Consider the following 15,449-nt stretch of genomic DNA (forward strand, 5'->3'; position numbering starts at 1 on the left):
GCGCCGGCCGCTACCAGCGCGCCGGCAGCGTCTTCAGCCGCTGGTACTCGCCGGCGGCGATGCGCTTCAGGTAGCCGCCCAGCTCCAGGTCCTTGACGAGCTTGGACACCATCTCGCGCGAGCAACCCAGGCGCTGGGCCATGCCCTGGTGCGTCAACGCCAGCAGGCGGCCGTCGCCGGTGGATTCGTCGACGAGGTTCTTCAGCCGCCCGTAGACGTCGTTCAGCGCCAGCTGCTTGGTCGACAGCGTCGCCGCCCGGGCACGGCGGATGACCTTGGTCAGCAGCTCGAAGGCGAACTCGGGATGCTCGCTGATGTGCGTCAGCAGGCTGGCGCGCGTGACCATGACAAGCCGGCTGCCCACCTCGGTGATGACGCTGGCCGAGCGCGGCCCGCCGTCCAGGCTCATCTCACCGACGTACTCGCCGGGGCCGTAGACGCCGTAGGTGATCTCGCGGCCGCGCGCGTCGCTGCTGTAGGCGCGCAGCGAGCCCGACAGCACGAGGTAGAGGTTGTCGCCAACCGAGCCCTCCTCGATCAGCACGACGCCCTTGCGGTAGCTGCGCGAGATGCCGCGCGCGGCGAGCAGACGCAGCGAGGTCGGCAGGGCCAGGAGTTCGTTGTCGAGGGAATCGTCAGCCATCCAGACAGCGCGACGGGCAATAGGCCCGGCCGCGTGTCGGAATGTTAAGTCACCCGACCAGATGACCCGCCGCAACGGGTTGAAACATCGGATCGATCAGTTGACCAGCTTGGCCGGCCGCAGCGACGACACCAGTGGCGGCAACAGCGCCAGCTGGCGCATCAGCTCGCCGATGCTGTCGGCGCCGCTCTTGGCGCGGATGCTCTGGATCTGGCTGCGCACCGTGGAGATGGCCACGCCCTGGCGCTGCGCGACCTCGGCCGGCTTGACGCCGTTCGACAGCGCCTTCAGCACTTCGGTCTCGGCCGGCGTCAGCTGGTAGCGCAGCGCGAACCACTGCGCGGCGAGGTCACCGCAGAGCTGGCGACGCTCCAGGATCAGCAACACGGCGGCCTGGCTGACGTCCCGATTGAGCGGCACCACGACGACGTTGGCGCGACCGCACTCGGCGCGGTCGTCGCCCAGGCGCAGCAGGCAGCGCCGGCCACTCGCCTCGGCACCTTCCAGCGCCTCGGCCAGCGGCACCGCGTCGGTCAGCAGCCGGGCCCGAAGATGCGGGCCGACCAGCTCCAACGGGTGGTTGTCGTCCAGCGAGGCCCGCGCCGCGAGGTTGGTGTGCAGCACCCGGCCGGCGCCGTTGAGCAGCACAACGCCGTGGTCCAACTCCTCCAGCACCAGGCCCATCCACTGCGTCGACAACGACGCAGCCTGGCGACGCTCTTCGCGGGGGCGACCAGGGGCCTGACCCGGTTGAACAAACTCATTCATCCACATGGCAGCACTCCTTGGCTCACCCGCTGTGAGCCTTTCCTCAAAGCGTAGGAGAGCACGTTTGCAGTTTGGCGTAAATGTTGCTGGGTGTGTTTGTGAACGAATTACCGGCGCGCGTCATGCCCACAAAACGTCATGTCAAGTTAGGGATTGCGGGGCCGATCCCCGTGCGCCTTGTGCACAAAGCACGCTGGAATTAGCTCATGACGGAACATTCGTTGGCGTTTCTGTCATCCCCCGTCAGACTGGCAGCGTTCCCTCCCCACCGCCACTGACCACCACGCCGATGTGCGAGCTTTTCGCCCTCAACAGCCACCTGGCAGCCGCCGCCAACTTCTCGTTGAGCGGCTTTGCCGCCCGGGGCGGGCGCACGGCGGACCATGTCGACGGCTGGGGTCTGGCCTTCCATGAGGGCGAGCGCTGCGAGGTCATCGTCGAGGACCGGCCGGCCGCAGAGTCCGACCTGGCCTCGCACTACGGCCGCCATCCGGTCCAGGCACGCAACATCATTGCCCACATCCGCAAAGCCACGCAGGGCGTGCGCTCGGTCGAGAACTGCCACCCGTTTCGCCGCGACTGGGCTGGCCGCACCTGGGTCTTCGCCCACAACGGCGACCTGAAGGACTTCCACCCCGCGCTGTCCGGTGCGTTCACGCCGGCCGGCCAGACCGACAGCGAGCGCGCCTTCTGCTGGCTGATGCAGCGCCTGCAGCAGCACTTCGGCAACCGCCTGCCCGACTGGCACGAGCTGGCCGCCACGCTGGCGCCGTGGCTGCACGAGATCGCCGAGCACGGCCGTTTCAACCTGCTGCTGACCGACGGCCGCGCCATGCTGGCCCACGCATCGACCCGGCTGCACTGGCTGCGCCGCCAGCCGCCCTTCGGCCATGTGCGGCTGCGCGACGGCGACCTCAGCGTCGACCTCGCCACGCTGAACGGCCCGCGCGACCGCATGACGCTGGTGGCCACCGAGCCGCTGACGCACGACGAGGCCTGGACCGCCTTCCAGCCCGGCGAGGTGCGCGTGTTCGCCGACGGCAACTGCGTCTATCTGAGCGAAGGGCTCGCCGAGCGCGCCGCGGCTTGAGTCCCCCGACCTGGCCGGCCTGCTGTAAGGTGGTTGGCCATCGCCCCGACGGACTTCGATGCCCCCGACCCTGCTCACCCGCTTCGCCTGGCCCTGCCTCCTGGTGCTGTCCGGATGCGCCATCTACGGTCCAGCCGAGACGGTGCTGCCGCGCCAGCAGGCCTGGGTCGACGGCCGCCGCGTGGACTACGTGACCACCGACATCTCCGACCACGCCATGGCGGCCCAGGCCGGCGTCAACCACGTGCCTCGCCTGGCCGATGCGCTGGGTGCCGGCCGCGCCTCACTGACCGAGCGGGTCTACAAGTTCGCTGACGGCTCGCAAATCAGCGTGTTTGCCTCCGGCCCGGCGGCGCCGGGTGCCGATCGGCCCGACCCCAACTACAGCCCCTTGTGGCGGCTGGTGCTGGCGCGCTGGAAGGCCGGCGCATCGCCGCGCGAGCTGCGCTCCGAGGAAGCGGTGCTGGCCGCCGAGTCCGAGGGCTCGCTGACGCTGGAAGTGACCGGCATCGTCGTGAACTGCCCCATCACGCGCGGCGTCGACGGCGCGGCCCTGCGCGGCGTGCGCTGAATCCCCACCAGCAGCGCCAGCCCTTGCACCCGGCGCAGGGCCAGGTAGGCCAGGCTGCAGATCGAGAAGGTCAGCACGATCAGCAGCACCGCCTCCAGGCCCCAGGGCAGCGCCAGCGGCTTCAGGGCCTGTGTCAGCAGCACGATGACGCTCTGGTGCAGGATGTAAAGGCAGAACACCGCGGCGCTGGCCTGGCGCAGCCACGGCGATTCGCGCGGGAACGCGCGCTGCGCCCAGCCGCAGGCGGCAGCAATGCCCCACCACCCGAGCGCGCCTCGCGCCGTGCTGTAGACCACGCCGGCGGCGTCGGGCCACGGCTGGTCGCGGTAGGCATGGACGATGGACAGCATCAGCACCCAGAAGGCGAGGGACAGCGCCAGGGCCGCCCAGCGCAGCCGCAGCGTGGCCGGCCACAGGCCTTGAGCCAGCGGCGTGCGGCTGGCCCAGCCGATGGCGAACACGAGCCCGTACTGCAGATGGTTGTAGAGGTCGTGCACGAGATCGTGTGTCTCCGGCCAGTGCGGCCGCACGAAGACGCGCAGCAGCGCCATCGGCACGGCGGGCAGCAGCAGCCAGGCCCAGGCTGGCAGCTCGATGGCACGCGGCCGCAGGCGCAGCGCGGCCAGCCCCGCGCCGGTGACGGCGTAGACCCACAGGTAGGGCAGGAACCACAGGTGGTTCCACGTCGGCACGGTCATGCAGTCGGTGCCGCGGCAGTACCGGCCGCCGTGCAGATAGGCCCACCAGAAGTCCAGGTAGCCACCATCGCCGGGCAATTGCGCGGGCACCTTGGTCAGCACCTCGAAGTAGGCCTGCGGCGTCACGATGACGGCCATGCCGAACAGCAACGGCAGCAGCAGGCGCAGCGAGCGGTCCTTCAGCGTGCCGAGGGCGCCGCGCTTCGCGAACAGCCCCTGGCAGGCCGCGCCGGCAACGAGGAAGAGCAGGCTGAGCCGCCAGGGGTAGCTCAACGCCATGAAGGGTTCCAGCGCATCGCTGGCGGCGGGGCTTTTCACGTGCCAGTCCCAGCTCACGTAGTACATGCCCACGTGGTACGGGATCAGCAGCGCGAAGGCGGCGACGCGCAGGCCGTCGAGGAAGGGGAGGCGCGAAGAGGTGTTCATGCCCGCCAGCTTCGCGGCCGGGTGCGCCGGGCGCGAGCGGGCTGGGGCGAGCGGCGGCGCCTATGGGGCGAATGCGTCCAGCACGTCGCGGTAGCCGCGCGACACGCGCAACACCTCGCCGCAGGCCAGCGTCAGCTGGGCCTCGCCACCGCCCAGCCGCTCGATGCGCCGCACGTGCGCCGGGTTGACCGCGTGGCTGCGGTGCACGCGCAGGAAACGCGCGGCCCAGCCGGGGCGGGCCAGCGCATCGGCCAGCGTGGCGCGCTCCAGCAGGCTGCGCGGCGGCAGGTGCAGCTCGATGTAGTTGTCCGCCGCCGAGATCCACTGCACATCGGCCAGCCGCACGCGTTCGCCGCCCACCCACCACTCGCCCACCGGTGCAGGCGGGCGCGCCAGCCGCTCGCGCACGCGAGCCAGCGCGGCCGACAGGCGCTCGGCCGTGTAGGGCTTGAGCAGGTAGTCCAGCGCCGCCAGCTCGAAAGCCTGCAGCGCGTGCTCGGCATGCGCCGTCGAGAAGATCACGCTGCGCACGCCCGACTCGCGCAGCGCCGCGGCCAGCTGCACGCCGTTGCCGCCCGGCATCTCGATGTCCAGCAGCGCGAGGTCGGGCGGTGCGGCCAGCATGCGCACGAGGGCCAGCGCGGAGGGTGCGTCGGGCGCGTCCAGCAGCTCGGCCACGTCGGGCTCGGCCGCCAGCAGGCGGCGCAGCTTGGCGCGCGCGGCCGGCTCGTCGTCGACGATCAGCACGCGCATGGCAGCTCCACGGTCAACGTCATGCCACCGTCGTCCGGGCCGAAGGCCACGCGCGCCGCATCACCATAGCGCGCGTCCAGCCGTTCTCGCAGATTGCGCAGGCCCAGGCCGCCGTCGGGGTCGGGCGGGGACTCGGGCACCGGCGCATCACCGTGGTTGCTGACGCGCAGGCGCAGGCGGTCGCCCTCACGCGTCGCCGCGACGACGACGGTCACACGGCCGAGGTGGCGGGCCACGTCGTGCTTGACGGCGTTTTCCACCGGCGCGAGCAGCAGCAGCGCCGGCAGCCGGCATTCGCGCGCCGCCTCGTCCGCGGCGATCTGCACGACCAGCCGCTGCGGCCCGAAGCGCGCCTGCATCAGCGCGAGAAAGGGCTCGACCAGCGCCAGCTCCTCGCGCACCGTGTGCTCCACGCGCTGCTGGGCCGCCAGCGTCTGGCGCAGCAGGTCGGCGAGCTGGCACAGCAGCCGGTCGGCACGCGGCACGTCCTCGTACATGACGGAGGAGATGAGGTTCAGCGTGTTGAACAGGAAATGCGGCTGCACCTGGTCCGCGAGGCGCGCGAGCCGCACCTCGGCCAGGTCGCGGCGGGCGCGCTCCAGCTCCTGCGCACGCGCCGCCGCGGCACGGGCCATCCAGACGCCGCGCGAGATCAGGCAGAAGCTGATGTAGCTGACCGCGTCCTTGCCGCCCTCAAAGACCAGCAGCGTGCCGACGTCGTCCGGGTCGTAGCCCGAGCCCGCCAGCGTGTAGACCGCCAGCCGCAGGCCGCACATGCCGGCGATGTGCAGCACGCTGAACGCCGGCAGTCCCAGCGCATGCGCGAACAGCTGGCGTGGCCACGCCAGGCCTTGCAGCCGGCCGACCAGCGCATGCACGCCCAGCGCCAGCGTGCCGATGACGGCCACCGAGCTGAACTCCCACAGGAACGGCTCCCATGGCCGCGTGCCGTCGTAATGCTGCAGCGCCGACACGCTCAGCAGCAGCGCGATGACGGTCAGCAGTGCGACATAGGGCAGGCGCCAGCGGGGCGGCAGGATGGGCATGCCGCAGTGTGCCCGCTGGCGGCGCCGCGGCCGGCGCCATTCACCCCGGGCAGCCCGCCATTCGCCCCGGCCGGCGCGGGCTTCCGGGCTCGGCACAGCCGGCGACATGGTGGTGGCGCCAGAATCCGTCCATGCGAATCTTGCTGACGCTCCTGCTTGCCACCCTGGCCATGTCGACTCCCGCCATGGCTGCCGAACCGGCCCCGCTGCCCACCGTGGCCGAGGTGGACCTGGCCCGCTACGCCGGCGCCTGGTACGAGATCGCGCTGCTGCCCAACCGCTTCCAGAAGCAGTGCGTGGCCGACACGCAGGCCCGCTACCGGCTGGACGGCGAGCGCGTCGAGGTCATCAACCGCTGCCGCATGGCCGATGGCCGCGTGGACGACATCAAGGGCCACGCCAAGGTGGTGCCGGGCAGCGGCAACGCGCGGCTGCGCGTGACCTTCTTCTGGCCGTTCTATGGCGACTACTGGGTGCTGGCGCTGGACCCGGACTACCGCCACGTGCTCGTCGGCGCACCCAGCCGCCAGTACGCCTGGGTGCTGTCGCGCACGCCGCAGATGGACGAGGCCACGCTGCAGGCGCTGCTGGAGCGCGCCGCCGCGCTGGGCTTCGACAAGACGGCCTTCCGGCGCACGCCGCAGACGCAGCCGCTGGACTGACGCGCATGGCCGCCATGCACGTCGAACACCTCCGTTTGCAACGCGTCTTCGATGTGAGGCGAGGCGCGCTTTCCAAGACCAGTGTCACGAACTTCTCGTTCGAGACCACCGACGGCCGGCGCTGCCTGTCCGTACAGCTGCCTGGCCACCCACGGCTGGAAGCGGGTGACCCGATCGCGGCCGTGCTCACGAGGGCGGGCCACTGGCAGACACTGCGGGGCTGGAAGAACCTGGCCACCCATGAGATCAGCATCCGAGGCCAGCTCGACGGCGTCGACGCGCTGCGGATGGCCGTCGTGACGGCCTTCATCTTCGCCATGCGCCCGACGGCCGCCCCGGGCCGCACCTTGGCGGATCTGGCGTTGGGTGCCTGCGGGCTCATGGCCGTGGCACTGGCCCGGCAACAATGGCAAACGTGGCAGGCACGCCGCCTGCTGGAGAACCTCTGATCGAAGCCGCCCGAGGGCGGCTTCGTCATGGCTTACTCGACGCCGTCAGCCTGGCCGCAAACGCCTTGTGCACGGCCAGCAGCGCCGTAGCGCGGCTGGTCTGCACCTGGATCAGCGCGTCCTGCGCGGCCAGGCGGTCCTGCTCGGCGCTGAGCAGCACGTAGAAGTCGGTCACGCCGGCTTCGTAGCGCTTCAGCGCGAGGTCGCGGGCGCGGGTCGTCGCCTCGGCGGCGGTGGCCTGCTGCGTGGCCTGCAGCTCGGTCTCGCGCAGCGTGGACAGGCTGCCCTGCGCGTCCTGCAACGCCGTCAGCTGGGCCTGTTCGGCGGCCGCCACGGCAGCGTCGAAGCCGGCGCGGGCGGCGGTCTCCTCGGCCTTGCGGGCGCCGAAGTCCAGGAACTGCCAGTTCAGCGCGGCGGCGATGCTGTGGATCTGCGTGGCGCTCTTGAACAGGTTGCCGGTGCTGCCGGCGCTCCAGCCGATCTGGCCCGTCAGGCCCAGCGTGGGCCAGCGCGCGGCCCAGGCGACGTGGGCGCGCGACGCGGCGGCCTGCGCGCGCACGGCAGCGGCCTTCACGTCGGGGCGCTGCGCCAGCAGCGCCGCCGGGTCGGGCAGCGTGCCGAGGCTGATGAGCTTCGGCTCGGGCATGGCGGGCAGCGGGTCGCTGTCGGCCTTGTCGCAGTCGGCCGGCGGCTGGCCGCGCAGCACGTCGAGTTGCAGGCGCACGAGGCAGGCGGCGTTGCGCAGCGCGGGGACGCTGGCTGACGTCTGCGCAACGAGGGCCTCGGCACGGGCCTGGTCCAGCGCCGTGCCGCGGCCGGCGCCGACGCGGGCCTTCACGAGGTCCAGCAGCTGGTTCTGCACGACCAGCGTTTCCTTGGCGAGGGCCAGCCGATGGCCCAGGCCGATCAGCTGGGCCTGCAGGTTGAGCGCGGTGCCGGCCAGGCTGAGCTGGGCGGCGTCGCGGTCCAGCGCTGCGCTTTCGGCGTCGTAGCCGGCGGCCTGCGCGGTGGCCGATACGCGCCCCCACAGGTCGACCTCCCAACTGGCCGTGGCGTTGACGCCGTAGCTGTTGAAATTATTGAACTGACCTAAGTCGTTGGGCGCGCGCTGGCGGCTGGCGCTGGCACCGGCGCCCACGGAAGGCAGGCGGCGCGCGCCGGCCGCGTCGGCCAGCGCCTCGGCCTGCTTGAGGCGGGCCGCGGCACCGCGCAGGTCACGGTTGTTGGCCAGCACGTCGTCGACGACGCGCTGCAGCTGCGCGCTGTCGACGAAGGCGGCCGTCATCGTCGCGGCGCCGGGGTTGGCCGGCGGCAGCTGGGCGAACGTGGCGGGGGCGAGGTTGGCCGGGCCGGACGACAGGCCCGGCGCGGCGCAACCGGCCAGCAGCACGGCGGCTGCAGCGAGGGGGGTGAGGCGGGCGAGCATCAGTGGCCCTCCTTTTCGTCGTCGATGCCGGGGTGGAAGGCGTGCGCCGAAGCGTCAACCTGCGCGCGCAGCGCGGCGGCGCGAGCGCGGCGCTTCTCGGTGCCCTTGCGCAGCAGGCTGTAGAACACCGGCGTCAGGAAGATGCCGAAGAAGGTCACGCCCAGCATGCCGGCGAACACGGCGATGCCCATCGCGCGGCGCATCTCGCTACCCGCGCCGGAGCCCAGGATCAGCGGGATGACGCCGGCGCAGAAGGCGATGGACGTCATCAGGATGGGGCGCAGCCGCAGGCGGCAGGCCTCGATGACGGCATCGAAGACCGACTTGCCATGCTCCTCGAGCTCCTTGGCGAACTCGACGATCAGGATGGCGTTCTTGCAAGCCAGCCCGACCAGCACGACCAGCGCCACCTGCGTGAAGATGTTCAGATCACCCGACTGCATGAACGGCGGGAAGTGCGAGATCCACACGCCGAACAGCGCCGACAGGATGCACATCGGCACGATCAGGATGATGGCCAGCGGCAGGCTCCAGCTCTCGTACTGCGCGGCGAGCACCAGCACGACCAGCAGCACCGAGAAGGCCAGCACGGCGGCCAGCGTCGGCACCTGCACGTTGAGCACCGGCACCGTGACGTTGCGCGTCAGGCGGTCCTGGTAGGCCAGGTCGGTGAACTCGTAGCCGAAGCCACGCGGCAGGTTCTTCAGCAGCGACTCGATCTCGGCCTCGGCCTGGCCCGACGAGAAGCCGGGCTTGGGCGCGCCGTTGATGTCGGCCGACGGGAAGCCGTTGTAGCGCGTGACACGCGTCGGGCCGAAGGTCGGCTCCACGCTCATCAGCGAGCCCAGCGGCACCATCTGGCCGGCGTCGTTGCGGGTCTTGAGCTGCACGACGTCGTCGGCCTTGGCGCGGAACGGCGCGTCGGCCTGCACGATGACCTGGTAGGTCTTGCCGAACTTGGTGAAGTCGTTGACGTACAGCGAGCCGAGGTTGATCTGCAGCGTATCGTAGATGGAGCCCAGCGGCACGCCCATCTGCTTGGCCTTCACGCGGTCCACGTTGGCGAACAGCTGCGGCACGTTGATGTCGTAGTTGGAGTACGGCGTGCCGATGGAGGTGCCGGGGTTGCCGTAGACCTGGCCCAGCGTGCCCCAGGCCGCGCCGTACAAGGCCTGCTCACCCTGGCTGCTGCGGTCCTGCACCTGCACCTTGAAGCCACCAGCGATGCCCAGACCGTCCACGGGCGGCGGCGGCACGACGAACATGCGCGCGCCCTGGATCTGCTGGATGGCGCCGTTGACCTGGCCGAGGATGGCCTCCTTGCTCTTCTCGCGCGAGGTGCGCTTGTCGAAGTCTTCCAGGCCGAAGAACACGATGCCTTCGTTCGGCGACGCCGAGAAGCCGGCGACCGACAGGCCGGGGAAGGCCACCGAGTCCTGGATGCCCGGCACCTTCAGCGCGATGGCGCTCATCTGGCGGATGACTTCCTCGGTGCGGTCCAGGCTGGAGCCGGCGGGCAGCTGGGCCACGCCGATCAGGTACTGCTTGTCCGGCGCCGGCACGAAGCCGCTGGGCAGGCGAGTGAACACGAGCGCCGTGGCGCCCAGCAGCAGCGCGTAGACGATCAGCGCCAGCGACTTGCGCCGCAGGATGCCCGTCACGCCGCGGCCGTAGTCCTCCGAGCGGCGGCGGAAGAAGCGGTTGAACCAGTGGAAGAAGCCGCCGAACAGCTTGTCCATGCCGCGCATCAGCGCGTCCTTGGGCGCGTCATGCGGGCGCAGCAGGATGGCGGCGAGCGCGGGCGACAGCGTCAGCGAGTTGAACGCCGAGATCACCGTCGAGATCGCGATCGTGACGGCGAACTGCTTGTAGAACTGGCCCGACAGGCCCGGCACCAGCGTCAGCGGGATGAACACCGCGCACAGCACCAGCGCGATGGCAATGATGGGCCCCGAGACCTCCTGCATCGCCTTGATCGTCGCGTTGTGCGGCGTGAGGCCGTCCTGGATGTTGCGCTCGACGTTCTCGACGACCACGATGGCGTCGTCCACCACGATGCCGATGGCCAGCACGAGGCCGAACAGCGTCAGCGTGTTGATGGAGAAGCCCAGCGCCAACAGCACGGCGAACGTGCCGACGATGGACACCGGCACGGCCACCAGCGGAATGATGGATGCGCGCCAGGTCTGCAGGAAGATGATGACGACCAGCACGACCAGCGCGATGGCCTCGAACAGCGTGTGCACCACCTTCTCGATGGAGCTCTGCACGAAGCGCGTCGGGTCGTAGACGATGGCGTAGTCCACGCCCTTGGGGAAGCTGGGCTTGAGGCGCTCCATCGTCTTGCGGACGTTGTCGGAGATGGCCAGCGCGTTGGAGCCGGGCGCCTGGAAGATGGCGATGGCCGCAGCTTCCTTGTTGTTCAGCAGGCTGCGCAGCGCGTAGGTGTTGGCGCTGATCTCGACGCGGCCGATGTCCTTCACGCGCACCAGGGCGCCGGTCTTGGGCTCGGTGCGGATGATGATGTTGCCGAACTCCTCCTCGGTGGCCAGGCGCCCCTGCGCGTTGATGGCGAGCTGGAAATCGGTGCCCTTCGGGGCCGGCGACGCGCCGACCACGCCGGCCGCGACCTGCGTGTTCTGCTCACGGATGGCGCCCACCACGTCCGACGCGGTCATGTTGCGCGCGGCCAGCTTCTGCGGGTCCATCCAGATCCGCATCGCGTAGTCGCCCGCGCCGAAGCTCAGCACCGAGCCCATGCCGGGCACGCGCAGCAGGTCGTCGCGCACGTTCAGCGTGCCGTAGTTGCGCAGGTACAGCGCATCACGCGAGTTGTCCGGGCTGACGAGGTGGACCACCATCGTCAGGTTGGACGCGGCCTTCTCCGTCGTCACGCCGATCTGGCGCACGATGTCGGGCAGGCGCGGCAGCGCGCGGTTGATGCGGTTCTGCACCGCCGTCTCGGCGGCCTCGGGGTGCGTGCCGATCTTGAACGTGACCGTCAGCGCCATGCTGCCGTCGCCGGTGGCCTGGCTCTCGAAATAGAGCACGTTCTCCAGGCCGTTGATCTGCTCCTCCAGCGGCGTGGCCACGGTCTCGGAGATCACGCGCGGGTTGGCGCCGGGGTATTGGGCGCGCACGACGACCTGCGGCGGCGCGACCTCGGGGTATTCCGAGATCGGCAGCAACGGGATGGAGAGCGCGCCGATCAGGAAGATGAAGAGGGACAACACGGTCGCAAAGCGCGGCCGGTCGATGAAGAAGCGTGAGATGTCCATGGCTGGTGCCGCCTTTGCTTACTTCGAGGCGGCAGAAGCCGGGGCCGGGGCGGGCGCGGCGCCCTGCTGGCCCGCAGGCGCGGCCGGGATCGGCATGCCCTTGTCGTCCACCTTCAGCACCTGCGGTGTGACCGGCGCGCCGGGGAAGGCGCGCAGCAGGCCGTCGACGATGACCAGTTCGCCCGGCTTGACGCCCTCGACGACGCGCATGCCGTCGATCAGCGCGCCCGGCGTGACGGGGCGCGGCTGCACGATGTTGTTGGGGCCGACGATGAGGATGATCTTGTGCGTCTGGTCGGTCGTGATCGCGCGGTCGGGCACGACGACGCCCTGGTAGGTGGCGCTGCCGCCCAGCTTGACGCGGGCGTACAGGCCCGGCGTGAACTGGCCGCCCTTGTTGTCGAACACGGCGCGCGCGCGGATGGACGCGGTGGCCGGGTTCAGGCGGTTGTCGACGAAGTCCAGCTTGCCGGTGTGCGGGAAGCCCTGCTCGTTGGACAGGCCCATCTGCACGACGGTGGAGACCGGCTTGGCCGAGTGCATGTACTTCAGGAAGGTCGCCTCGCTGGCGTCGAAGTAGGCATAGACCTTGTCGTTGGAGACGAGCGTCGTCAGCACCGCATCGCCGACACCGACCAGGTTGCCGGGCGTCACATTGGCGCGCGACGTGCGGCCCGACACCGGCGCCGTCACGTTGGCGTACTCGACGTTCAGCTTGGCCTGCACCAGCGCGGCCTCGGCGGACTTCTGGTTGGCCTCGGCGGAGCGCAGCGCGGCGCGCAGCTGGTCGATCTCCTGCTGGCTGACGGCGTTGACGGCGACCAGCTTCTCGGAGCGGGCCAGATCGGCCCTGGCCAGCTCGGCCTGCGTCTTGGCGGCGGCAATCTGCGCCTCGGCGCGGGCGACGTCGGCCTTGAACGCGCGGGCGTCGATGCTGAACAACGGGTCGCCCTTCTTGACCAGTTGACCTTCCTTGAAGCGTACCGCCTCGACGGTGCCGGCCACGCGGGCGCGCACGTCGACGGTGTCAGGCGCCTCCAGGCGGGCGGTGAATTCGTCGAACTCCTGGACCTCGCGCTGCGTGGCCGGCGCGACGGAAACGGGCGGCGGGCCACCGGCGTGGCCACCGGGGCCGCCCTGCTGCTGGCCACAGGCGGCGAGCAGGACGGCAAGGAGGGAGGTCAGGGGCAGCGCCAGGCTGTTCTTCGTCATGGGGGGCTCCGGATGCAAGCCGGCGACTGTAAGCAAATCACACCCAGCCCTGTAACCCCGAACCTGAAAGACCTTTTGGCTGCTGACATGTCTTGTCAACAGCCCGGAACTGTGGACAAAAAAGCCGCCGGGCTGGGAGCGCGGCGGCTTTTGGGTCGGTTACGGCCGGGTTCAGTGAACGCCGTGCATCTTTTTCTTCATCCAGGGGGTCAGCAGCATCAGCACGATGCCGGCCCCGATGGGGATGGCCGTGAAGATCAGGAAGAAGACCGACATCGAGTAGTGCGTCGAGATGTCGTCGATGTACGAGCCGCTGAAGCCGGCCAGCTTGTTGGCGATGGCCGTGTTCAGGAACCACACGCCGAACATCAGGCCCAGCAGGCGCGCCGGGGCCAGCTTGGAGATGTAGGACAGGCCCACCGGCGACAGGCACAGCTCGCCCATCGTGTGCAGCAGGTAGGCCAGCGACAGGTAGACCATGCTGACCTGGGCCGTCTTGGCGCCCTGCGGGATGCCGGCCGAGCCGTAGGACAGCGCGGCGAAGCCCAGGCCCAGCAGCACCAGGCCGACGCCGAACTTGACGGGGCCGGGCGGGTTCCAGTGCCTCTCCCACATCTTGGAGAACATCGGCGCCAGGATGACGAGGAAGAACGAGTTCAGCACGCCGAACCAGCTGGCCGGCACCTCCGACTGGTCCAGCGCGAACTCGCGGCCCAGCATCCAGATGACCAGGCCCCAGATGACGGCGAAGGCCAGCGCGAGCAGGCCGTTGGCCAGCAGGTAGCGGCTGCCGGTGCTGCGGTTGAGCTTCCACAGCAGCCAGGTCAGCAGCACGGCGGGGCCGACGGTCATCAGCGAGTTGACGACCTTGAAGATGAAGCCGCTGGTGCCGACCAGCGAGCGGTCGGTGTAGTCGGCCGCGAAGATGGTCATCGAGCCACCGGCCTGCTCGAAGGCGAACCAGAAGAAGATCGTGAAGAACGAGAAGACGACGATGGCCTTCAGGCGGTCGGCGACGACGTGGGCCGGGCCCTCGTCGGCCACTGCAGCGTCGGCCTTGGCACGGTCCGCGGCGCTGGGCGGCGCGCCGATGTCGCCGAACAGCGCCTGGCTGAAGTAGAACTGCAGCGCGCCGAGGATCATGAACAGGCCGGCCAGACCGAAGCCGAGGTGCCAGGACACCTTCTCGCCGATGTAGCCACACAGCAGGATGCCGAAGAAGGCGCCGGCATTCACGCCCATGTAGAACAGCGTGTAGCCGCCGTCACGGGCGTTGTCTTCGGTGGGGCCGTAGAGCTGGCCGACGACGGCCGACACGTTGGGCTTGAACAGGCCGGTGCCCACGACGACCAGCGCCAGGCCGATGTAGAAGCTTGGCACCGTGTTCAGGAACATCGAGATGTGGCCGGCCGCGATGACGAAGCCGCCGATGACGACCGCGCGGCGCGTGCCGAGATAGCGGTCCGCCAGGTAGCCGCCCAGCACGGGCAGCAGGTAGGCCAGGCCCGTGTACCAGCCGTACAGCGTCGTCGCATCGGCGCGGCTCCAGCCCCAGCCGCCCTTGGCGACCTCGGACACGAGGAACAGCACGAGCAGCCCGCGCATGCCGTAGTAGGAGAAGCGCTCCCACATCTCCGTGAAGAAGAGGACGAAGAGCTGGTTGGGCTGGCCGAGGATGGTGGCCGGCGTGGCGCGGTCGGCCACGGGAGAGGGGTGAGTCACGTCGTTCGTTCCAGGTGGGCCCGGTAGGGCGGGCGAGGCGGGCGGTAACCCGCGGCACGGGGCGGGATTGTCCCGTCCTGGAACGCACTTTCCGGGCCAGCCGGACCTCGGGATTGCCCTGGGTCAGGGCGCGGCGGCGTGCGGCTGGCCGCTGCTGCCCGCAGCGACCCGCGGATCGCGCTCCGGCAGGATGTAGACCAGGCTGGGGCCGTTGCCCAGCGTGGGCAGCACGACCTCGTCGAAGAACGCCGGCTCGACGACGACGCAGCCCAGCGTGATGCGGTGGTCACGCGCGTCGGCCGATGCCAGCCGCTGCGGACGGCGCTGCGCCGCGGCGACCGGGCGCAGGCGGTGGATGGCGAGGTTGGCGTCGTAGTTGAACCAAACGACGCGCTCGCCGCTCAGGTTGCGGCCCGGGACGGCCTCGAAGCGGCCGGCCGGTGTCACGCGCTCGTGCTCGCCCAACGCCGACGGTGCCTTGCCGCGGGCACTGGCGGGCTCGGCGTCGCCGGGTGTGAGGCCCAGCAGCGCGGCGGTGCGGCCGACGAGCCGGCCATCGGCGGCGTAGACGGACAGCGTCGCCTGGCGCTTGTCGACGATGGCGAAGGGGCGGCCGTCCTGCGCATCGAGCGCGACCGGCCGGAGGGCGACCTCCACGGACGCCGCGGCCGTCGCCACGATGCCCAGGGTTGCAACGATGCCCAC

At 70.3% G+C, this 15,449-nt stretch carries 13 protein-coding genes and 1 pseudogene; 4 read left to right on the forward strand and 10 right to left on the reverse strand.

Annotated elements, in window-relative coordinates; translation table 11 throughout:
* Window positions 1–10 precede the first annotated feature (10 nt).
* Together ACG04R_RS08175 and ACG04R_RS08180 are read right to left on the reverse strand one after the other, a co-directional pair.
* Window positions 11–643, reverse strand: a complete 633-nt coding sequence (locus tag ACG04R_RS08175; protein ID WP_394407910.1) for a Crp/Fnr family transcriptional regulator — start codon at window positions 641–643, stop codon at window positions 11–13.
* A gap of 96 nt (window positions 644–739) precedes the next feature.
* Window positions 740–1,342: a helix-turn-helix transcriptional regulator gene (locus ACG04R_RS08180; RefSeq protein WP_394407913.1), complete on the reverse strand. Its 603-nt coding sequence runs from the start codon at window positions 1,340–1,342 to the stop codon at window positions 740–742.
* A 358-nt stretch (window positions 1,343–1,700) separates the two neighbouring features.
* Between ACG04R_RS08180 and ACG04R_RS08185 the strand changes: the two genes are divergently transcribed.
* Together ACG04R_RS08185 and ACG04R_RS28650 are read left to right on the forward strand one after the other, a co-directional pair.
* Window positions 1,701–2,501 (forward strand): class II glutamine amidotransferase, encoded by an 801-nt coding sequence (locus ACG04R_RS08185; protein WP_394407916.1) that lies wholly within the window; start codon window positions 1,701–1,703, stop codon window positions 2,499–2,501.
* Window positions 2,502–2,559: 58 nt separating this feature from the next.
* Window positions 2,560–3,072, forward strand: coding sequence for a DUF7482 domain-containing protein (locus tag ACG04R_RS28650; protein WP_419964741.1), 513 nt, complete (start codon window positions 2,560–2,562; stop codon window positions 3,070–3,072).
* Between the two features lie 56 nt (window positions 3,073–3,128).
* Here the strand turns inward: ACG04R_RS28650 and ACG04R_RS08190 are convergent.
* From ACG04R_RS08190 to ACG04R_RS08200, 3 genes and pseudogenes are all read right to left on the reverse strand, one after another.
* A pseudogene (locus ACG04R_RS08190) lies at window positions 3,129–4,196 on the reverse strand (acyltransferase family protein); the annotation flags it as partial.
* Between the two features lie 60 nt (window positions 4,197–4,256).
* Complete coding sequence (locus ACG04R_RS08195) at window positions 4,257–4,949, reverse strand: LytR/AlgR family response regulator transcription factor (RefSeq protein WP_394407922.1); 693 nt, start codon at window positions 4,947–4,949, stop codon at window positions 4,257–4,259.
* Window positions 4,937–5,995, reverse strand: coding sequence for a sensor histidine kinase (locus ACG04R_RS08200; RefSeq protein WP_394407925.1), 1,059 nt, complete (start codon window positions 5,993–5,995; stop codon window positions 4,937–4,939). Before ACG04R_RS08200 ends, ACG04R_RS08195 begins: the two co-directional genes overlap by 13 nt.
* Window positions 5,996–6,165: 170 nt before the next feature.
* Between ACG04R_RS08200 and ACG04R_RS08205 the strand changes: the two genes are divergently transcribed.
* Window positions 6,166–6,657, forward strand: a complete 492-nt coding sequence (locus tag ACG04R_RS08205) for a lipocalin family protein (RefSeq protein WP_394407928.1) — start codon at window positions 6,166–6,168, stop codon at window positions 6,655–6,657.
* A gap of 5 nt (window positions 6,658–6,662) precedes the next feature.
* Window positions 6,663–7,106: a hypothetical protein gene (locus ACG04R_RS08210; RefSeq protein ID WP_394407931.1), complete on the forward strand. Its 444-nt coding sequence runs from the start codon at window positions 6,663–6,665 to the stop codon at window positions 7,104–7,106.
* Window positions 7,107–7,131: 25 nt separating this feature from the next.
* On the opposite strand, the gene ACG04R_RS08215 is transcribed toward ACG04R_RS08210, so the two are convergent.
* The 5 genes from ACG04R_RS08215 to ACG04R_RS08235 all read right to left on the reverse strand — a co-directional run bounded on the left by ACG04R_RS08215 (window position 7,132) and on the right by ACG04R_RS08235 (window position 15,449).
* Window positions 7,132–8,532 (reverse strand): efflux transporter outer membrane subunit, encoded by a 1,401-nt coding sequence (locus tag ACG04R_RS08215; RefSeq protein ID WP_394407934.1) that lies wholly within the window; start codon window positions 8,530–8,532, stop codon window positions 7,132–7,134.
* Window positions 8,532–11,810: an efflux RND transporter permease subunit gene (locus ACG04R_RS08220; protein ID WP_394407936.1), complete on the reverse strand. Its 3,279-nt coding sequence runs from the start codon at window positions 11,808–11,810 to the stop codon at window positions 8,532–8,534. Before ACG04R_RS08220 ends, ACG04R_RS08215 begins: the two co-directional genes overlap by 1 nt.
* Before the next feature lie 18 nt (window positions 11,811–11,828).
* On the reverse strand, window positions 11,829–13,022 hold the full coding sequence (locus tag ACG04R_RS08225; protein ID WP_394407940.1) for an efflux RND transporter periplasmic adaptor subunit: 1,194 nt from the start codon (window positions 13,020–13,022) through the stop codon (window positions 11,829–11,831).
* Window positions 13,023–13,193: 171 nt separating this feature from the next.
* Entirely contained in the window at window positions 13,194–14,744 is a 1,551-nt protein-coding gene (locus ACG04R_RS08230) for a peptide MFS transporter (RefSeq protein WP_394407943.1), read from the reverse strand.
* Between the two features lie 123 nt (window positions 14,745–14,867).
* Window positions 14,868–15,449 carry a L,D-transpeptidase gene (locus tag ACG04R_RS08235; protein WP_394407946.1) on the reverse strand — a complete coding sequence of 194 codons (582 nt, stop codon included), beginning with the start codon at window positions 15,447–15,449 and terminating at the stop codon, window positions 14,868–14,870.

Origin of the sequence: Pelomonas candidula (assembly GCF_043555985.1) — a bacterium.
GTDB lineage: Bacteria > Pseudomonadota > Gammaproteobacteria > Burkholderiales > Burkholderiaceae_C > Pelomonas > Pelomonas candidula.